General features: G+C 30.2%; 20 protein-coding genes, 1 pseudogene and 1 riboswitch. Of the genes and pseudogenes, 20 read left to right on the top strand and 1 reads right to left on the bottom strand.

Annotated features, from left to right (window positions below; genetic code table 11):
- Positions 1-229: 229 nt before the first annotated feature.
- The 3 genes from RSD37_RS14335 (at position 230) to RSD37_RS14345 (ending at position 3,685) form a co-directional block, all read left to right on the top strand.
- A complete protein-coding gene (locus RSD37_RS14335) occupies positions 230-388 on the top strand; it encodes a transposase (RefSeq protein ID WP_346947427.1) in 159 nt (52 codons plus the stop codon).
- 544 nt (positions 389-932) lie between these two features.
- Entirely contained in the window at positions 933-2,057 is a 1,125-nt protein-coding gene (locus tag RSD37_RS14340) for a DegT/DnrJ/EryC1/StrS family aminotransferase (RefSeq protein WP_346947428.1), read from the top strand.
- 302 nt (positions 2,058-2,359) lie between these two features.
- On the top strand, positions 2,360-3,685 hold the full coding sequence (locus RSD37_RS14345; RefSeq protein WP_346947429.1) for a nucleotide sugar dehydrogenase: 1,326 nt from the start codon (positions 2,360-2,362) through the stop codon (positions 3,683-3,685).
- 64 nt (positions 3,686-3,749) lie between these two features.
- On the opposite strand, the gene RSD37_RS14350 is transcribed toward RSD37_RS14345, so the two are convergent.
- The gene (locus RSD37_RS14350) at positions 3,750-4,703 is read right to left on the bottom strand and encodes an LCP family protein (RefSeq protein ID WP_346947430.1); all 954 of its coding nucleotides are present in this window, start codon (positions 4,701-4,703) and stop codon (positions 3,750-3,752) included.
- 536 nt (positions 4,704-5,239) lie between these two features.
- Positions 5,240-5,323, top strand: a riboswitch (cyclic di-GMP riboswitch).
- Between the two features lie 241 nt (positions 5,324-5,564).
- Here RSD37_RS14350 and RSD37_RS14355 point away from each other — a divergent pair.
- From RSD37_RS14355 to RSD37_RS14435, 17 genes and pseudogenes are all read left to right on the top strand, one after another.
- The gene (locus RSD37_RS14355) at positions 5,565-6,245 is read left to right on the top strand and encodes a Wzz/FepE/Etk N-terminal domain-containing protein (RefSeq protein WP_346947431.1); all 681 of its coding nucleotides are present in this window, start codon (positions 5,565-5,567) and stop codon (positions 6,243-6,245) included.
- A gap of 266 nt (positions 6,246-6,511) precedes the next feature.
- Positions 6,512-7,189 (top strand): Wzz/FepE/Etk N-terminal domain-containing protein, encoded by a 678-nt coding sequence (locus RSD37_RS14360; RefSeq protein WP_346947432.1) that lies wholly within the window; start codon positions 6,512-6,514, stop codon positions 7,187-7,189.
- A gap of 1 nt (position 7,190) precedes the next feature.
- Positions 7,191-7,850, top strand: a complete 660-nt coding sequence (locus tag RSD37_RS14365; protein WP_346947433.1) for a CpsD/CapB family tyrosine-protein kinase — start codon at positions 7,191-7,193, stop codon at positions 7,848-7,850.
- On the top strand, positions 7,850-8,650 hold the full coding sequence (locus RSD37_RS14370) for a CpsB/CapC family capsule biosynthesis tyrosine phosphatase (RefSeq protein WP_346947434.1): 801 nt from the start codon (positions 7,850-7,852) through the stop codon (positions 8,648-8,650). Before RSD37_RS14365 ends, RSD37_RS14370 begins: the two co-directional genes overlap by 1 nt.
- A 73-nt stretch (positions 8,651-8,723) precedes the next feature.
- Positions 8,724-9,152: a polysaccharide biosynthesis protein gene (locus RSD37_RS14375; protein WP_346947435.1), complete on the top strand. Its 429-nt coding sequence runs from the start codon at positions 8,724-8,726 to the stop codon at positions 9,150-9,152.
- A 2-nt stretch (positions 9,153-9,154) separates the two neighbouring features.
- A pseudogene (locus RSD37_RS14380) lies at positions 9,155-9,202 on the top strand (hypothetical protein); the annotation flags it as partial.
- A 3-nt stretch (positions 9,203-9,205) separates the two neighbouring features.
- The gene (locus RSD37_RS14385; RefSeq protein ID WP_346947436.1) at positions 9,206-9,421 is read left to right on the top strand and encodes a hypothetical protein; all 216 of its coding nucleotides are present in this window, start codon (positions 9,206-9,208) and stop codon (positions 9,419-9,421) included.
- A 27-nt stretch (positions 9,422-9,448) separates the two neighbouring features.
- A complete protein-coding gene (locus tag RSD37_RS14390; RefSeq protein ID WP_346947437.1) occupies positions 9,449-10,048 on the top strand; it encodes a sugar transferase in 600 nt (199 codons plus the stop codon).
- A 17-nt stretch (positions 10,049-10,065) separates the two neighbouring features.
- A complete protein-coding gene (locus RSD37_RS14395) occupies positions 10,066-10,629 on the top strand; it encodes a NeuD/PglB/VioB family sugar acetyltransferase (protein WP_346947438.1) in 564 nt (187 codons plus the stop codon).
- 57 nt (positions 10,630-10,686) lie between these two features.
- Positions 10,687-11,778, top strand: a complete 1,092-nt coding sequence (locus RSD37_RS14400) for a glycosyltransferase family 4 protein (RefSeq protein WP_346947439.1) — start codon at positions 10,687-10,689, stop codon at positions 11,776-11,778.
- Between the two features lie 15 nt (positions 11,779-11,793).
- Positions 11,794-12,360 (top strand): acyltransferase, encoded by a 567-nt coding sequence (locus RSD37_RS14405; RefSeq protein ID WP_346947440.1) that lies wholly within the window; start codon positions 11,794-11,796, stop codon positions 12,358-12,360.
- 3 nt (positions 12,361-12,363) lie between these two features.
- Positions 12,364-12,939, top strand: a complete 576-nt coding sequence (locus RSD37_RS14410) for an acyltransferase (RefSeq protein WP_346947441.1) — start codon at positions 12,364-12,366, stop codon at positions 12,937-12,939.
- An 11-nt stretch (positions 12,940-12,950) separates the two neighbouring features.
- Entirely contained in the window at positions 12,951-13,838 is an 888-nt protein-coding gene (locus RSD37_RS14415; protein ID WP_346947442.1) for a glycosyltransferase, read from the top strand.
- A gap of 48 nt (positions 13,839-13,886) precedes the next feature.
- Complete coding sequence (locus tag RSD37_RS14420; RefSeq protein WP_346947443.1) at positions 13,887-15,152, top strand: O-antigen polymerase; 1,266 nt, start codon at positions 13,887-13,889, stop codon at positions 15,150-15,152.
- A complete protein-coding gene (locus RSD37_RS14425; RefSeq protein ID WP_346947444.1) occupies positions 15,149-16,588 on the top strand; it encodes a hypothetical protein in 1,440 nt (479 codons plus the stop codon). Before RSD37_RS14420 ends, RSD37_RS14425 begins: the two co-directional genes overlap by 4 nt.
- A 73-nt stretch (positions 16,589-16,661) precedes the next feature.
- Positions 16,662-18,293 carry a UDP-2,4-diacetamido-2,4,6-trideoxy-beta-L-altropyranose hydrolase gene (locus RSD37_RS14430; protein WP_346947445.1) on the top strand — a complete coding sequence of 544 codons (1,632 nt, stop codon included), beginning with the start codon at positions 16,662-16,664 and terminating at the stop codon, positions 18,291-18,293.
- 3 nt (positions 18,294-18,296) lie between these two features.
- A complete protein-coding gene (locus tag RSD37_RS14435) occupies positions 18,297-19,367 on the top strand; it encodes an N-acetylneuraminate synthase family protein (RefSeq protein ID WP_346947446.1) in 1,071 nt (356 codons plus the stop codon).
- Positions 19,368-19,369 lie beyond the last annotated feature (2 nt).

A 19,369-nucleotide genomic window follows, 5' to 3' on the forward strand; every position in this document is an offset into this window, starting at 1 on the left:
TTTTTAATGGTTTCATTGTATAAATTTAGTTTAAGACTACTTTTTCAGTGCCCTCGGGCGCAATCTAACGGGTGAAAGTCCAAAGCACAGGTTAATAGTGCCAAATGCATAGCTTAAGACAAGGGTGTACATGGTGACGTGGAATCTGAAGAATGGTGTTAGTATATAATTGTGGACACAAAAAGTTGAACAAAGTAAAATATAATTATAAAAAAGGAGATGTTCAACTATGGCACAGAAGAACTACTCGGAGGATTTTAAACAGCAGATAATAGATTTACATAATGTGGTAAATGAATCCCTTAGCGAATTAGAAAGTGAATATGGCATTTCAAAATCAACAATGAATGGCTGGATAAAGAACTCCCGGTTTAAAGATGACTCCTAAGGAATTCATAATTATGTATTATGCGGAACTTGGTAAACCCTATATGCTCATATACAAAGAGGTATTTAACCGTAAGGAGCGAAATGACATAGAGGGCAGAAGAAAGGGATAAAAAGGCAATGCTGATTTTGTAATGAAAACAGATAAGGGTATGTATGAAATTCATGGAAATTTGGAAGTAATAAAAACTTCATACAAACTGGATTTTCAATAATGATTTGCATATCAAATATTAAATTTTAATAACCTACTATACAATATCCTTCAGTTATAGTAATATGTTTATAGTCATATATTCACATGGGTATTAATGAAATAATCAAGCAATTCTTATTTAAAGAGGGAGTTTGCTTAAGCTGAATACCTAACTACTGCTGAAAATTAGAAGAACTTATCCAATGTCATGACGGTCTTTACTCTAGCCTAAATTAGGAGGAGTGTTAGAAATCCTAGGCATCGGATAAATTTGTAGATTAGAAAAAACAAATTATAAATACTTTTCATAAGTATTTATTAATTTAGTTTATGAAAGAAGGATTAATAAATGAAAGTTAACTTTTATGAATCTCAAAGAGAGTACATACAAAAGAAAGATGAATTTGATGAAGCTATAAAAAGAGTTATAGAGAATGGTTCATTTATATTAGGAAATGAAGTTAAAGAATTTGAAGAGCAAATAAAGGATTTTACTGGTGCTAAGCATGCTATAGGTGTGGCATCTGGAACTGATGCATTAGTTATTGCATCTGATATATTAGGATTTAGTAATAATAAAGAAATTATAACTACACCATTTACATTTTTAGCATCTACTTCATGTCTTGCAAAGCATGGTGGTAGACCAGTATTTGTAGATATAGATGAAGAATCTTGTGGAATGGATGTAAATCAACTAGAAGCAGCAATTAATGAGAACACAGTAGGAGTTCTTCCAATCCATTTATTTAATCAAATGTGTGATATGGATTCAATAATGAATATTGCAAAGAATCATGAGTTAAAAGTATTAGAAGATGCAGCAGAAGCCTTCGGTATGAGATGGAACATGAAGGGTGAAGATAAACTTAGACATGCTGGAACTATAGGAGATATGGGAGTATTTTCTTTCTTCCCAACTAAAACACTAGGTGGATATGGTGATGGAGGAATGATCGTTACTAACAGTGATGAACTAGCAGATATGTGCCGTATGTTTAGAGTTCATGGAGCTTCTAAAAAGTATCACTATGATTATGTAGGATACAACTCAAGATTAGATGCTATGCAAGCTGCAATTTTAAAAGTGAAACTTAAATATATGAATGATGCTATAGAGAATAGAAACAGAGTAGCAAAATTATATACAGAAGGACTTAAAAATGTAGAGGGAGTAAAGGTTCAAGGAATCAAAGCTGCAAATCAACAAAATGTTTACTATGTATTTAACATATTTGCAGATGATAGAGATGGTTTAGAAGCACACTTGAAATCAAAAGGTGTAGGAACTAGCATCTACTATCCAAAACCATTACACCTACAAAAATGTTTTGAGTACCTTGGATATAAAGAAGGACAATTCCCTGTAACAGAGAAAATGTGTGGTAAGATTCTTGCTCTGCCAATATACCCAGAACTTAAAAATGAAGAAGCAGAATATATCTGTGATTGTATAAGAGAATTTTATAACTAGGTATGTTTAAGTTAAGTGTGGTCATGACATCATATTATCTTCGCTAAACCGTTTCGCAACATTAATTTACTAGCGCTCTGTTCAAGGAAAAACCTAAACTACAAAAACTCGCATGCGCTCAAACACTTTGTAGTTCTTAACGGTTTTACCATTCACATCGCTAAGTAAATTTAATGTCACTGCAAATGGTATTGCGCTCAGATAATATTGATGCCACTTAACACTATCATTAAACATAAATTATTAATAAAATGAAATACAGAAAAATATATAGACAATTAAGAATTAGGAGCGATAAATATATGAATGATTTAAAAATATCTTTAGTTGGACTTGGATATGTAGGAATGCCAATAGCAGTAGCTTTTGCAAAGAAGGTACCTGTAGTTGGATTTGATGTTAATAAAGAGAAAATAGAAAAATACTTAAGTGGAGTAGACGTGACTAAGGAAGTTGGAGACGAAGCAATAAAAGCTTCAACAGTTGAGTTTACTTGTGATGAAACTAAACTAAGACAGTGTAATTTCCACATAGTTGCAGTACCAACTCCAACTAATGATGATAAAACACCAGATTTAAGACCTGTAATAGGAGCAAGTGAAGTTTTAGGTAGAAACTTAACTAAGGGTTCTATAGTTGTTTTTGAATCTACAGTTTATCCAGGGGTTACAGAAGAAATATGTGTACCTGTACTTGAAAGAGAATCAGGACTTAAGTGTGGACAAGACTTTAAGATTGGATATTCTCCAGAGAGAATAAACCCAGGCGATAAAGTTCATAGATTAGAGAACATAGTTAAGATTGTTTCAGGAATGGATGAAGAGACATTAGATACAGTTGCAAAGGCTTATGAGCTTGTAATTGAAGCAGGTGTATATAGAGCTGAGAGCATAAAAGTTGCAGAAGCAGCTAAACTAATAGAAAACTGTCAAAGAGACGTAAACATTGCCTTCGTAAATGAACTTGCAATGATCTTTGATGAAATGGGAATAGATACTAAAGCTGTAATAGATGCCGCAGGTAGCAAATGGAACTTTATAAAACTTAATCCAGGTCTTGTAGGCGGACATTGTATAGGAGTAGACCCATACTACCTAATACACAGAGCTAAGGAATTTGGAATAGAGTCTCAAGTTATAGCATCAGGAAGAAAAATCAATGATGGAATGGCTAAATTCATAGCTGAAAATACAGTTAAGAGTTTAATTAAAGCTAATAAAAGAGTAAAAGGTGCTAAGATAGCAGTCCTTGGACTTACATTCAAAGAAGACTGTCCAGATACAAGAAATACTAAAATAGTTGACATAATAAATGAACTAGCAGAATATGAGGTAAATGTAGTAGCAGCAGATCCAGTTGCTTGTAAGAATGAAATAAAACACGAATATGGTTTAGATATGGTTAATATGGAAGATATACATGGAATGGATGCTGTAATTTTAGCAGTTTCTCATCATCAGTATAGAGATATGACTATAAATGACTTTACAAGTCTATATAAATCAGAAGTTTTAGATGAAGTAGCAGCTTCAAGTGCTATAGAAGAGAAAAATGTATTTATAGATGTTAAGGGAATAATAGATAGAAAATCTATAAATAATGAAGAAATGGTATACTGGAGATTATAGTTAATAATAAAAGGAACAATTTTTCAAATTGAAAAATTGTTCCTTATTTTTATTTGCTTCTTATTTATTTTTTATCATCAAATATATAATCTTTCATTTGCTTCTTAGTAGTTTCAATATCAAAGGTTAGATAATATACTCCATTAATACTTTGTCCTTCACAGAAGCCATCCCTTGGGAATCTCTCTTGCTCTAGAGTTCCAGTTCCAACTCCAGCTGCCTTAGTTGCTAGTGATAAGAAGTCACTAGTATTTAGGTTTGTTTGGACAAGAGGTAATAAGTTGTTTAGCATTGATGGATAAGATGATACTGGTGAACTTAGTGCTTTATTAAACACAGCAGATAGAACATTTCTATGTCTATGAGTTCTTTCATAATCTCCACCGCTGGCATATCTTATTCTTGAGTATTCTAGTGCTTGAGATCCAGTTAAAACTGTAGGACCTGCTGAGTTTACTCCAGTAATGTGTGGAACTTCTTCATCAGTAATATCTATAGATACTCCACCTAACAAGTCTATTATTTCAGGTAAAGAAGAGAAGTTTACAGATACAAATGAATCTACATTAAGTCCGAAGTTTTCATTTAATGTTTTAAGGGCTAAGGTTGGACCACCAAAGGCATAGGCATGATTTATCTTATCCATTCCATGACCATCTATGTTAACATAGGAGTCCCTCATGATAGAAGTTACCTTAACCTTATTATGAGTTGGATCTATGGTAGCTATCATGATAGAGTCAGAACGACCTGCAGTACCTTCTTCAGCATCAATTCCATAGAGAGCTATGTTTTTAATTGATTTATAACCATCATACTCTTCAAATTCATCTTTTGATGAGATTGCAAGGTCTTTTTTATCTACCTTAACATTATCCAATTTGTTAATTAAGCTAAGTCCATATCCACCACTTACGGCTACTAGAAATAGCAATACTAATAAAATACCCATAACAATTTTAAATCCTAGGGATTTTTTCTTCTTTTTATTTTTTAAATTTTCCTCTTTCTGTGACATATTTACACGTCCTTTCATAGCTTTAATTCTATCATCATCCAATATATGTGTAAATAGTTAAAAGAACATACCTTTAACGACATATAACTTCAAAAAAGTACAGAAAACATTATTAGAAAATTCAATTTAATAAGTGGAATTTAATGTTAAATTCAAAATATATTAAAAAATAATACTTTTATTGTTAAATATTTAAATTAAATCAAAATTATTTCTAATTAATAGGAAGGATAAAGTAGCTAAAAACAAGGTGTGTAAGGATTAATTAAGGATAATGTGGTTTAAATTACTGCATTATAGGGTATGTCTAATCAAATAACTAGATATGTTGATTTATCTATGATATAATTCCAAATGAAGGGATTATTGAGGGCAATTTGTAAAATTATTCCATTTCTTTTACTTATTTGGAGTTATATTATTGTAAATAATATAAAAGATGAAATTTGCTACATCATGTAATCTTTCAGTAAATTTAATACAAGATATATTTGAAGAATTGAAATGTTTTTCAGTTAGTAATATGTTTTTATATGATAGTTTTTAGAAGTAGTGAAGTTTGTTCTGTATTTGGTCACTTGGAGCAAATGGAGCTAATAGTGAACCCCCTCTAATTCTACTTTTGTTGAGTGGGATTTTTTTATTGCCCAAATTAAGTAAAACTTAGCTTAAAAGGAAGATTAGTCTCACAGTGAAGGTTAGTTGAACTTATATCAAAGGAAATAGGTTTAGGGGGATAATGGCTCTTAACTGAAAATTATAGAAGTGGGAGTATTAGAGTTTATATACACAGGATAAATTTTAATATGTAGTATAGAAAATAAAATAATATAAAATAAAATATAATGAGGGGGAGAAATCTTGGAAGAGAATTCAATTAATCTAGGTGAAATGTTTAAAGCTTTAAGAAAGAGATGGCAATTGATAGTTGCAATAACCTTAGTTATCACACTTTTAGCTTCAGTGATGAGTTTCTTTTTAACAAAGCCAAAATATGAGACAAGTATAAAGCTCTTTGTTGGAAAGGAACAAACTACAGGGGAAGGTTATGACAATAGTGAGATACTCATGTATCAAAAGCTTTTAAAGACCTACTCTGAAGTTATAAAGACTAAGGATTTAGTAAAGACAGCAGTGAAGGCAGCTAGTATGGATTTAAATCCTAAGGATGTTTTAAGTAACTTAACAGTGGTTCCTATGTCAGATACACAAATACTTGAAATAAAGTATGAAAGTAATTCACCGGAGGAAGCAATGAAAGTGATAAATGGAATAAAGAAAGAATTTATAAGAATATCTGTGGACATTGTTCCAAATGGAAATATCCAAGTTTTAGAGGAAGCAACCTTTCCGGAAAATCCAGTGAGTCCAAATAAAAAGATGAATATAGTTATTGGATTTCTTTTAGGAGCAATGATAGGTGTTGGATCATGTTTCTTACTAGAATTTCTAGATAATACATATAAATCCATAGATAAGCTGGAAAAAGACTTTAAAATTCCAGTTATAGGAGTTATACCTAAAATGAATAATGAAGATTAAAAAAATATATATATTTTATAAAGTAAATAATGGGAAAATATTAAGAAAATAATGGAAAAATATTAAAATCTCTAGGAGTCTTAAAGTTAGTAAATTCAATGGTTTTAGAGTGTAAGAACATAAGAACATAAAAACATAAAAACATAGCATTTGTAAATGAAGAAACTTAAAGAGATAAATAAAGCAATAAAGAAAAGTAAAAAACTATCGATAATAGAAGAGAAAACTTTAAATTAAAAACAAAGGAAGCATAGGAGGAGAAAAATTTGGAAGAACAGGTAATTAGTATTAGAGAGATGCTAGAAGCTTTAAAAAAGCGATGGAAAATGATAGTTATTATAACTTTAATTACAACTATTTTATCAGGAGCATTAAGTTTCTTTGTGATAAAGCCACAGTATGAAGCTAGTACAAAGATTTTTATTGGTAAAGAAGAAGGTAAGGATCAAAGCTACAATCAAAATGACGTATCAATGTATCAAAAACTAATGAAGACTTATTCTGAAGCCATAAAGACTAAGGATTTAATTGGACGAGGTCTTGAAAAAACTAAAAGTCAGTTAAAGCCTGAGCAGGTTCTACAAGGAATAACAGTAGTACCAGTAGCAGATACTCAAATACTTGAAATTAAATTTAAAAGCGGTGATCCGAAAGAAGCACGAGATATAATAAAGGCTATAACAGATGAATTTATAACCACATCCAAGGTATTAGTACCAAACGGAAATATAAAAATTATAGAATCTGTAGAATTGCCAGAAATACCAGTAAGCCCAAATAAGAAGATGAATATAGCAATAGCATTTCTACTTGGATTAATGGTTAGTGTAGGCTTATGTTTCCTACTAGAATTCTTAGATAATACATATAAGAGCAAAGATCAACTTGAAAGAGAATTGGAAATACCTGTAATTGGTGTGGTTCCGCGAATGGAGGAGAAATAGTATGTATATAGTAGAAAAAGAGCCAAAGTCTATAGCAGCAGAAAGTTATAGAACTTTAAGAACAAATTTGCAATATTCATCTTTTGATGAAGAATATAAAGTAATAGTAGTAACCAGCTCTGAGCCAGGAGAAGGTAAAAGCACTACATCAGGTAATCTTGCTCTGTCACTAGCGCAAGGAGATAAGAAGGTAATACTAGTTGATTGCGATTTAAGAAAACCTTCAATACATAAGAAGTTTAAAATCTCTAATGAACTAGGTCTTTCGGATGTAATAGTTGATAAAGAAAGTATATCTTCAACAGGTCATAAGTATAATAACAATCTTACTGTGTTAACTTCAGGAAAAATACCACCAAATCCTTCTGAGATGTTAGGGTCAAAATCCATGAAGGCATTAATTGATGCACTAAAGAAGGTTTTTGATTATGTAATATTAGATACACCACCAGTACAGGCGGTTACAGATGCACAAATACTTTCAACAAGGGCCGATGGAACTATCCTTGTGGTAAGAGCAGAACGTACTAAAAAGGATTCCGTTGAAAATGCAGTGGGACTTCTAAAGAAGGTTAATGCCAATATTATTGGAACTGTACTTAATGGAGTTGAGGAAGGTAGAGGAAATTACTACTATTACTATGGAGATGATGGAAAGTAATGAGTATTAATAAAAGGGGGTTACCTCTTACAGATTTTCATAGCCACATTGTCTATGGAGTAGATGATGGAGCTAAGGATGAAGCTGCAACCTTGGAAATGTTAAAAATAGCAGAAAAAAGTGGCTCAAATAATATTGTTGCCACTCCTCACTTTTTTATGGGGAGATTCGAAGTTACCTATGGAGATATAAGAAAAAAAGTGGAGAAAATAAACCTAATGGCTAAAGAAAATGGAATAGCTATGAAGGTTTATTGTGGACAAGAAGTTTACTATACAAATAGGATTTTAGAAAGCTATAAAACTGGAGATATAGGAACTATAAATGGTAGTAGATATATGTTGATAGAACTACCAATGATGAATTTTAGTATGACAGAAGTTATGGATAATATTTATGAACTTCAGATTAAGGGGATTGTACCAATTATTGCACATCCTGAGAGATATAGAAGATTTATAAAAGAACCACAGCTTATAAATAAGCTGATAAAAGAAGGATTTCTATTTCAGTTAAACACTGGTAGCCTTATTGGGGAATTTGGCAAAGATGTGAAAAAAACTGCAGAAATCTTTGTGAAACATAGAATATACAGTGTTATTGGATCAGATGGACATAGGGTGAAAGATAGGACGGCAGACATGAAATTAGGGGTTTTAGAAATAGAAAAATTGCAGCCTGGTTATATTGAAGAAATAAATAAGACTGGGGAAAGCATTTTAAATAATGAGGAAACTAATTTCCAGGGAAAGAAAATTGAAAAGAAAAAGGGATTATTGGGATTTATTAAAAGAAAATAATAAAGTGGTTAAAACACATAGAATTAAAATCTTGGAAAACATTTAACTTGCAATAGATAAGGGTGAGATATCGATGAAAGTGCATAAAAAATTAATAATGAATCTTAATTATATGAGAGAGGTTAATTTAAAAGATTTACTAGGTCGAGATGAAGTTAAACTTGATAGAGATGGGATTGCTGATTACTTAACTGGAAAAACAGTGTTAGTAACGGGAGCCGGTGGATCAATAGGGTCAGAGATTTCAAGGCAAATAGCCACCTTCAAACCAAAGAAACTAATTCTGTTGGATATATATGAAAATAATATATATGATATTCAAAATGAACTATCTAGAAAGATGCCAGAGATTAATAAGAATATAGTTATAGCATCTGTAAGGGATAGATCTAGAATGGAACAAATATTTCATAAGTATAGGCCACAAGTAGTTTTTCATGCAGCAGCTCATAAACATGTACCATTGATGGAAGATAATCCATCGGAGGCTATAAAGAAATAAAAATAGAAGTAACTGGACTAAGACCCGGTGAAAAACTATATGAAGAGCTTCTTATGGCTGAAGAAGGACTTATTAATACTAAACATGAAAAGATATTTATTGGGAAACCCACATCTGTTGATTTTGGTGATATTAAGGAAATGATCAGGGAATTAGAAGAGGTTATTGATGAGGATAATCCACAACTATTAATCAATAAAATTCAGGAAATAGTTCCTACATACAATAGAACTATGAAAGAAAGTGCAGTTACCGCTGTAGTAGAGTAAATTTTGAAAAATATTAGGGGGGATATTATGAAAAGGTTATTTGATGTTATATTTAGTTTAGTATTATTAGTGTTGTTATCGACATTGTTTTTGATTATAGGAATAATAATAAAGTTAAACTCAAAAGGACCTGTGTTTTTTACTCAGATGAGAATAGGCAGAAACAATAAATTATTTAAATTTTATAAGTTTAGAACAATGAAAATAGGAACTCCTAATGTAGCAACAGACAAACTTGGTAATTCACAAAATTATATAACTTCCATTGGAAAAGTTTTAAGAAAATCTAGTCTTGACGAACTACCACAATTAATCAATACATTTAAAGGGGATATGACATTTGTAGGCCCAAGACCTGCTTTATATAATCAGTATGAACTTAAGGAAATGAGAACAAAGGCAGGAGTTCATGTGTTATCTCCAGGAGTTACTGGTTGGGCTCAGATTAATGGACGAGATAATAATGATGATTATGAAAAAACTGAACATGATAGATATTATTTAAATAATAGATCATGGGCTTTAGATATAAAAATATTATTTAGAACAGTATTTAAAGTTTTAAAAGCAGAAGGTATTCTTGATGATGGAAACAAAAAGAGTAGTTCTCAAGATCTTTCAGCATAAATTTGAGGTGATTTTAAATGGGTGATTTGTTAATAGTTGGTGCTGGTGGGCATGGTAGAGTAGTGGCAGAAGCTGCAGAACTTATGGGCTTATGGGAAAATATCGGGTTTCTAGATGATAGAATTGATACAAATATGGTTTTGAATCATAGAATTATTGGAAAGCTTAATGACTACGAAAGATTTGCAGACCAGTACGACTATGCTATTATATGTATAGGTGACAATGAGAAAAGATTAGAACTCATTGAAAAGGTACTAAAGGCAGGGTATAAAGTCCCAGTAATTATTCATCCTAAATCATCAGTGAGTAAGTATAGCTTTATTAAAGAAGGTACAGTAATACTTGCAGGAGCAGTAGTTAACACAAATGCCAGTATTGGTAGAGGATGCATTGTTAATATAAACAGCTGCATTGATCATGATTCCACCCTTGAACATGGAGTTCATATATGTAGTGGAGCAGTAGTTCGTAGTATGTGTAGTATTGGAAGATTATCTTATATAAGGGCTGGGGCTTGTATTAAGGCTGGAAGTGTTTTGCAAGAGGGATTTGTATTGAAGGATGGAATGGTGATTTAGTTACAATAGCAAGGGAAGTTAACGAGTATATAAATAGATAGTAGGTGTGTGAAAACAATGGGTAAAAGAATACTGATATTATCAAATCACTTTATAACATTATACAATTTCAGAAAAGAATTAGTTGAAAAATTAGTTGATGATGGGAATGAAGTGTTTATTTCTATTCCTAAAGCTGATGAAAATAGCTTTTTTAGTGATATGGAGTGCAAGATTATTGAAACTCCTGTAGATCGTAGGGGAGTTAATCCTATTAGGGACTTTGGACTTATTTTAACCTATATGAAAATAATGAAAGAACTGAAACCAGATATTATTTTTTCGTATACTATTAAACCCAATATATATGGGTGTATAGCTTCTAATTTCACAAAGAATAAGCAGGTTAGCAACATAACCGGAACTGGAGCTACATTTTTGAAGAAGAATGCGGTTAGCACTATAGCAAAGGATTTGTACAAGCTATCACTTAAAAAATCTTATAAAGTATTCTTTCAGAACAGTGGTGATAAGGACTTTTTTGTTGAGAATCATATGGTTAGAAATAATTATGCAATGATTCCTGGATCAGGTGTTAATTTAGAACATTATGAAGTTTGTGACTTACCAGCTGAGAATGAAACTAATTTTATCTTTATAGGAAGAGTAATGGAGTTAAAAGGCATGGAGCAGTACCTTGAATGTGCTAAGGCAATTAAAGAGAAACATCCGAATACAAATTTTTATATAGCTGGTTTTATTGAGGAACAGAAATATAAAGAAATAATTGAGGATTATCATGCAAAAGGTATTATTAATTACATAGGATTCCAAAAGAATATCAAATCATGGATACAAAAGTGTCATTGCACTATATTACCATCACATGGTGGCGAAGGTGTGCCAAATGTGCTTTTAGAATCTGCAGCTATGGGGAGAATTTGTATTGCTTCAAAGATTAATGGTTCTAAAGATGTTATTGACTATGGGGTGACTGGTTATTTGTTTGAGACTGGGAATGCTGAAGATTTGATAGATAAGGTTGATAAGTTTTTAAGATTAGATTATGAAGATAAAAAGCAAATGGGACTGGATGGTAGAAAGAAAGTTGAGAAAGAGTTTGATAGGCAGATTGTGATAGAGACTTATTTAAAGGAAGTTAATAAGTAGAATAGGAGAAACAAAATGAAAAAATATATTAGAGCAGGGATATGTTTAATATATTCACTTGTGAAATTCTGTTTAATAAAATTATTTCATATAAAAGGATTTAGATTTAGTGCCTTAAATTTAGTTTCTCCCTGTACTGAAATTGAAATTGGTAATAAAGCGAAGCTTTTATTAGGAAAAATGGTAAGAGTAAGAAGTGGCTCAAAAATAAAAGTAAGAAATGGTGCTGAGATACAGATTGGTGATAATACATCATTAAATCATGGGTGCATGGTTATAAGTCATGAAAAAATAATCATAGGTAAAGGTGTACAATTTGGACCAAATGTATTGATTTATGATCATGATCATGACTTTAGGGCCAAGAATGGATTGAAGGAATTAAAGTATAAAACTTCTCCTGTTGAGATTGGTGATAATGTGTGGATTGGTGCTAATGTTGTTATTTTAAGAGGGACAAGGATAGGGAATAATTGTGTTGTTGGAGCTGGAAGTGTTATAAAAGATAAGTTTGCTGATAATACAGTTATTGTTCAAAAAAAGGAAACACGAATTTTTATATTTGAAAAGGATAAAATATAAATTATGGAAAGAGGAAGAGATAAGTTTAATAAGCTTAAACCAATTATCAATATGATGGTTAAATTTTGTTACATATTTCCTGAACGTGTTAGAGTAAAATTATTTGTACATTATCGTAAAACAAAAGGAAAAAAAGGACTGTTTATTAGATATATATTATTAAAGACGGTTGCTAAATCGGTAGGTGACAATGTTTCAATTCATCCTGATGTATATCTGTTAAATGTCCATAAGTTATCACTTGGAAATAATGTTAGTATACATCCCATGTGTTATTTTGAAGCTTGGGGAGGAATAATAGTAGGTGATGACGTCTCAATTGCTCATGCGGTTACTGTGTTGTCGGTTAATCATACTTATACAGATTTAAATATTCCTATTAAAGATCAAGGAATTGAAGGCAAACGGACAGAAATAAAATCAAATGTTTGGATTGGTGCCAAGGTTTCGATTTTAGGCGGAGTTACAATAGGAAGTGGCTCAATTATTGCTACTGGGGCAGTTGTGACGAAAAATATAAGAGAAAATGTAATTATTGGTGGTGTCCCAGCTAGAATAATTAAGAATAGAGATGAATAAAGAGGTGCTATATGAAAAACATTAAGCTTACTATTTTTACACCAACATATAATAGAGAAAAACAATTATCAAAATGCTATGAAAGTTTATTAGAACAAACTAGTAAAAATTTTGTGTGGCAAGTTATTGACGATGGTTCTACAGACGAAACTGAAAAATTTATTAACAAAATGAAAGCAGACGAGATGATTGATATAATATACATAAAAAAGGAAAATGGAGGGAAGGTTTCAGCAATAAACTTAAGCTTAGAAAGATGTTCAACGGAATTATGGGTTTGTCTCGATTCAGATGATTTTCTGACAAATAACGCTGTAGAAATAATACTTAAAAATTATGAAAAAATAAAATACGATGAAAAAGTTTGTGGCCTTATCGCATTAAGATCAAATCCAGATTTTACACCTATGCATAAATTGTCTATTCCACGTGGTATAAAATATGCGACATTAAGAAAAATCAGATATGAACTAGGAATTCCACCTGAATATGTGTTTGCTTATAAAACTAATATCATCTCACAGTACCCTTATCCGATTATAAAGGGTGAAAAATTTATGGCTTTAAGTTATGTCTTTGATCAAATCGACCAAAAGTATAAGTACTTGGTTATGCATGAACCACTAATGGTGTGTGAGTATTTTGAGGATGGTATTTCAAAAAATAAGAGAAAATTGATAAAAAAGAATCCTAAGGGGTACACAATATATAAACGTCAGGCTTTAGAACTTTCACCAAATTTAAAGTTAAGAATTAAGGAATGTATTTTATATATCACTGGTTGCATCTTAAGTAATGATAAAAATTGTATAAATAATTCACCATATAAATTTTTAACTATTTTGTGTTATCCATTAGGATGGCTGTTATACATGAATATGTATAGAAAAAATAATTAGACGGTTTAGAAATTACATATTAATTCATGATGGGAGAGAGATTTAATAATGGTGTGGTTATACGTAATATGTATCTCGTGCTTATTTATATATACGATATTTAGAAAAATAGATTTTCTTAGTTTTGCGGCTTTTAGTTTTATTATTTACACTATGCCATGCTTGGCAGGAAAAGTGTGGATAAGAGGATACAATCAATATTATTACTATAGTGCTATATCGAATCAATTGTACAGTATAATATGTATGCAATTAGTTTTAACATTATTATATTTAATGTTTTATGATTTTAGAAAAAGATACTTATTAGCTAAAAAAAAATTAGTTAATGAAAGCAACGATAGTCAAGAAATTAATAATAAATACAATAATGATAAAAAGGAAAAATGGATTTGTACTTGTTTTAAGATACTTTTGATAATTGTATATGCAAGTACTATTAAAAATATATATACAATAGGAATATCAAATTTGTCTTTGCATAAATCAAAAATCATAGCAGAGATGAGTTCATTTTATACCACTTCTGTAATTGCAGCAATAGTGATTTTTATTTATGCATACAAAAATAAGAAAAAATACCTAAAATTATTCTCATTACCAATTGTTTTGTTAAATTTATTTATTGGTTCACGTGCACTGATTACGACATTATTCGTAAGTTTATTTGTTATTAACAGTAATAGACTTCAAGAAAAATCAAAAGGTAAAATAAAATATTTAATAATTGGAATTGTAGCTTTATTTTTTATTTTATTATACAAACAAATTTATATTTTAGTGAAACTAGGCGATTGGCATGCTGTATTTGACACACTTATTAATTATGATACCTACATAAAAGCGGTTACTCCGGTGGATTCTACAATTAATATTTCAATATATAACTATATAATTGATTATAAATACTTTCTAGAAGGTAATGACGTGTTGGGAAGATTAGTTAGCTTTATTCCTTTTGTAAATAATTATATAGACGTGTCACATAGCTTGCGTTTTTCACAAATATTAAAGAACGAAATTTTTCACTCAAGTTATGGATTAGCAAGTTGTATTTGGGCAGAAGTATATGCTATGTTTGGAATAATTGGTATATTTATTTTTCAATTATTATGGTTACGATTATTGGAATGGGGAAATAAACACATATATTCTTTAAAAACTAGTGTATATTTTATTTTACCTACAATAGCTTATTTATCATTCTATATACACCGACTGGATTACTTACAGGTATTTGGTATAATGAAATCTATGTTGATGATTTATCTTATATGGTTGTCAATATATAAAATGGGAGTAATTAAAAAATGATACAAAGATTTTTGGAGTTTGAAGAAAAATATGGTTTATTAGATAAAGAGATAAATGGCTTTCGATATTGGAATTATTCAAGATTTAATATTTATAAGAAATTAGTTGAAATTAGTAGCACAGATATTACAGAGGTAAAAGCTATTCAAACAAAAGTGGGTTGCTTTGAGATATTTTCTATAATAAAAAACTGTTTATGGAACAATCCAATATTTAAGGTTAAGAAGAAAGATATACTTATTGTAAATCATCCAAGAAAAATTAAAAACGGGGATTATTTTGAATGTATTTATACTGAGGAATTATCTAAATTCCTAGGTACAAGTGCGTATTCCGTTGAATTTTTGAATGGTTTGAAACACTCTACACCAGTTAATAATCCGAATTTGATATATTTAGATTATATTGATATATTTGGCGGAATAGCTATTAAAGTAACAAAGTTTATGAATAGAAAAGTTTGCATGTTTCTTAATGAAGAAGCAAATAAAATAGATAAAGTTATTTTAGATGAGTTTGGAGTTAGCACTGGTGAGGATTATATAAGATCTTTGTTCGTAAAAAGATATTTATATTATTTTTTCAAGAAAAAGCTTGTAAAAAAGCTAATTAAAAAAATAAATCCTAAAATTATAGTTGAAGTTGTCGGTTATCTAACTAATAATATGATAATTAATGAAGTTGCAAATGAGTTAGGAATAGAAACAATTGAGTTGCAGCATGGTGTTATGGGAAGAGGTCATTTAGCATATAACTATTTGAATAAAAGGGAGTATAATTATTTTCCCAATAAAATATTTTTGTTTTCAGATTATTGGAGAGAAGTAACGCAATTTCCTATAGAAGATAAAAATTTAATTGAAATTGGTTTCCCGTACCTCGAAAAAAACCTACATAATTATGCTAATTATAAAGATAACAATTTACATGGATTAAATATTGTTATAATTTCACAGCCAGAGTTTAGTATGAAAATTTCAAGTCTTGTTAGTAGTTTGGCTAATAAGTTGGAAAATTCAAATGTAGATTATCATATTATTTACAAGCTTCACCCAGCTGAATATGGGAAAAAAAATGAATATATTAAAGATATGGAGAAATATAAGAATGTTGAAATTGTTGCCGATGCAACTAATTCGATTTATTATTATTTTTCGAGATGCAATATTCAAATAGGAGTTACTTCAACAGCCATTTTTGAAGGGTTAGCATTTAAATTAAATACATTCATTTACCACTTAGAAAAGACAGATTCATATATGGGTGATTTGTGTAAAATGGGTATTGCACGCATGTTTGATGACTTAGATACATTAGTAGAAATGTTGCTTAAAGTTGATACAGAATCAAATTTTACTAGTAATAAATACTTTTGGAAGACAGAGGCATTTAATAATTTAATCAAGGAAATTAATTGTACACTTAAAAAAGGCTAGTAAATTTTTTTGATGAATATAATTGGTGTTGATTAATTAGATGATGTACATAAAAGATAGGAGGATAAATATAATGAACATTTTAGCTGTAATACCTGCAAGGGGTGGTTCAAAAGGTATACCACGAAAGAATGTAAGGTTGATGAATAGTAAGCCTTTAATATCATATTCGATAGAAAATGCTAAATCGTGTAATCTGATTACTGATATTGTTGTAACCACAGATGATGAAGAGATTATAGGTATTGCTAAATTAAATAATATAGACTTCATCCAAAGAGAGGCAGAATTAGCAGGAGATAAAGTTACATTAGATCCAGTTGTTTATGATGCGGTTATCAAAATGGAACAGCTTAAAAATATAAAGTATGATATTGTGGTTACTTTACAAGCAACATCTCCTTTACTTAAAGGTGAGACATTAAATAAAGCTATTCAAAGTTTTTTAGAAAGTGAAAAGGATACATATATTAGTGCTGTGAATAAGCCACATTTATCATGGTCAAAAAATGAAAGTGGATATTTTCCTAACTATGCACAGAGATTAAATAGACAGCAGTTACCTCCAAATTACACAGAAACGGGAGCTTTCTTTATCACAAAAAGAAAATTCATAATGATTAATAGCAGAATGGGACAAGTAGTATCAGTATTTGAAGTACCAGAAGATGAATCAGTAGATATAGATAGTACAAGTGATTGGATTATTTGTGAAAACGCTCTTAAGAAGAAAAAAATAGTATTTCGTGCTGATGGATATAAAGAACTTGGGATGGGACACATTTATCATTGTTTAACCTTAGCATATAATTTAACAGGGCATGATATTATGTTTGTTACTAAAGAACAGCATGTGGAAGGTGTAAGTAAGATTAAGAGCAGTTATATGCCATATACTTTAATTAAAGATGATGATGAATTCTTTGAATTTTTAAGGGTGTGGAAAGCGGATATTGTAGTTAATGACTGTTTAGATACAAATAAAGAATATATTCAAAATTTAAAATCTATTGTTAATAAGGTTATTACTATTGAAGACTTAGGTGAAGGGGCTGAGTATGCAGATGCAGTAATCAATGCCCTTTATAATAAAGAAATAAAATCTCATAAGCAATATTCAGGAGAGAAGTATATCTGTTTAAGAGATGAATTTTTAATTAGTACATCTAAAGAATTTTCAAAAAAAGTAAATAATGTATTAGTTATGTTTGGAGGAACAGACCCATCAAATTTAACAAAGAAAATTTATAATTTAGCAATAAAATTGAATCAAGATTATCCCAATATCACATTTAACTTTATAACTGGAAGTGGGTATGATAGTGAAAAAAATGATGTTTATACTGTTAAAGAAAAGAATATATATATTCTTAATGACGTTAAGCGGGTAAGTGATCATATGAGAAATGCAGACTTAGCATTTACATCACAGGGAAGAACTGTTTTTGAATTAGCTTCATTAGGTGTTCCAGCGATTGTATTAGCGCAAAATGAAAGAGAGCAACTTCATACATTTGCACAAATGCAGAACGGATTTTTAAATTTAGGATTAGGTAAAGATATTTCTGAAGATACAATTGAGTCAACATTTAGATGGTTGGTGGAAACTGAACAAATTAGATGTGAAATGAGAGAGTTAATGCTGAGACATGACTTGAGAAAAGGTATTAATCGAGTTATAGATATTATTTTAGAGGAGGATTAAAAAATGATGAGCACAATTATTAAAAGAGCTAAAGAGGGGAAGTTTGTTCTTATAGCAGAGATGGGTGTTAATTATTATGATATAGCTAAAAAAATGAATATTTCCGTTATGGATGCGGCTAAGCTAATGGTAAGAGAAGCAAAAGATGCAGGAATTCATGCGGTGAAATTTCAGACATACAAAGCAGAAACACTTGCAGCTAAAGAATCACCTTCTTATTGGGATACAAGCGAAGAATCAACAACATCTCAATATGAACTTTTTAAGAAATTCGATAGTTTTTCTTATGAAGAGTATAAAGAGCTATGTCAATATTGCGATAGTCTAGGTATAGAATTCCTGTCTACTGCATTTGATATTGAATCAGCAGATTATTTATATGAGTTGATGAATGTTTATAAAATATCTTCTTCAGATTTAAACAATCTACCTTTTGTTGAATATCAAGCCAAGAAAGGAAAACCTATTTTGTTATCTGTTGGAGCATCTAATGAAGAAGAAATTGATAAAACTATACAAATAATTCGCAAGTACAACAATGAATCTATAGTACTATTACATTGTGTACTAGAATATCCAACACCTTATGAACATGCAAATCTTAATAAGATTGTAAGTTTAAAGAATAAATATCCAGATTTGATAATTGGATATTCCGATCACACTAAACCAGATGATAATGCAGATATAATAAAAACAGCATATAATTTAGGAGCTATAGTAGTAGAAAAACACTATACATTAGATAAAATATTGCCAGGTAATGATCATTATCATGCAATGGATCCTCAAGATGCAAAGAACATTATCAAAGATATAGAGTTTATTGAGGAAATTAGAGGGTCATATGAAATCAAATGTCTTGATACAGAAATAGTGGCAAGAAAAAATGCAAGAAGATCTTTGGTAGCAACTTGTGATATTAAAAAGGGTGAGAAAATTACAGAAAACATGTTAACATTTAAGAGACCAGGAACTGGTATATCACCTGTGGATATTATGAATGTTGTTGGGAAAACAGTCGTGATAGATATTGAGGAAGATACAATTATAAAATATGATATGATCGAATAGGT

Source organism: Clostridium sp. (assembly GCF_036646415.1).
In the GTDB taxonomy this organism is placed as follows: domain Bacteria; phylum Bacillota; class Clostridia; order Clostridiales; family Clostridiaceae; genus Clostridium_J.

Bases quoted from the DNA above. Each gene is read 5' to 3' on its own strand.
- RSD37_RS14400 (WP_346947439.1), top strand. From the start codon at position 10,687: ATGGGTAAAAGAATACTGATATTATCAAATCACTTTATAACATTATAC.
- RSD37_RS14425 (WP_346947444.1), top strand. From the start codon at position 15,149: ATGATACAAAGATTTTTGGAGTTTGAAGAAAAATATGGTTTATTAGAT.
- RSD37_RS14370 (WP_346947434.1), top strand. From the start codon at position 7,850: ATGAGTATTAATAAAAGGGGGTTACCTCTTACAGATTTTCATAGCCAC.
- RSD37_RS14350 (WP_346947430.1), bottom strand. From the start codon at position 4,703: ATGTCACAGAAAGAGGAAAATTTAAAAAATAAAAAGAAGAAAAAATCC.
- RSD37_RS14405 (WP_346947440.1), top strand. From the start codon at position 11,794: ATGAAAAAATATATTAGAGCAGGGATATGTTTAATATATTCACTTGTG.
- RSD37_RS14395 (WP_346947438.1), top strand. From the start codon at position 10,066: ATGGGTGATTTGTTAATAGTTGGTGCTGGTGGGCATGGTAGAGTAGTG.
- RSD37_RS14430 (WP_346947445.1), top strand. From the start codon at position 16,662: ATGAACATTTTAGCTGTAATACCTGCAAGGGGTGGTTCAAAAGGTATA.
- RSD37_RS14415 (WP_346947442.1), top strand. From the start codon at position 12,951: ATGAAAAACATTAAGCTTACTATTTTTACACCAACATATAATAGAGAA.
- RSD37_RS14420 (WP_346947443.1), top strand. From the start codon at position 13,887: ATGGTGTGGTTATACGTAATATGTATCTCGTGCTTATTTATATATACG.
- RSD37_RS14345 (WP_346947429.1), top strand. From the start codon at position 2,360: ATGAATGATTTAAAAATATCTTTAGTTGGACTTGGATATGTAGGAATG.
- RSD37_RS14410 (WP_346947441.1), top strand. From the start codon at position 12,364: ATGGAAAGAGGAAGAGATAAGTTTAATAAGCTTAAACCAATTATCAAT.
- RSD37_RS14385 (WP_346947436.1), top strand. From the start codon at position 9,206: ATGGCTGAAGAAGGACTTATTAATACTAAACATGAAAAGATATTTATT.
- RSD37_RS14390 (WP_346947437.1), top strand. From the start codon at position 9,449: ATGAAAAGGTTATTTGATGTTATATTTAGTTTAGTATTATTAGTGTTG.
- RSD37_RS14340 (WP_346947428.1), top strand. From the start codon at position 933: ATGAAAGTTAACTTTTATGAATCTCAAAGAGAGTACATACAAAAGAAA.
- RSD37_RS14435 (WP_346947446.1), top strand. From the start codon at position 18,297: ATGATGAGCACAATTATTAAAAGAGCTAAAGAGGGGAAGTTTGTTCTT.
- RSD37_RS14375 (WP_346947435.1), top strand. From the start codon at position 8,724: ATGAAAGTGCATAAAAAATTAATAATGAATCTTAATTATATGAGAGAG.
- RSD37_RS14365 (WP_346947433.1), top strand. From the start codon at position 7,191: ATGTATATAGTAGAAAAAGAGCCAAAGTCTATAGCAGCAGAAAGTTAT.
- RSD37_RS14335 (WP_346947427.1), top strand. From the start codon at position 230: ATGGCACAGAAGAACTACTCGGAGGATTTTAAACAGCAGATAATAGAT.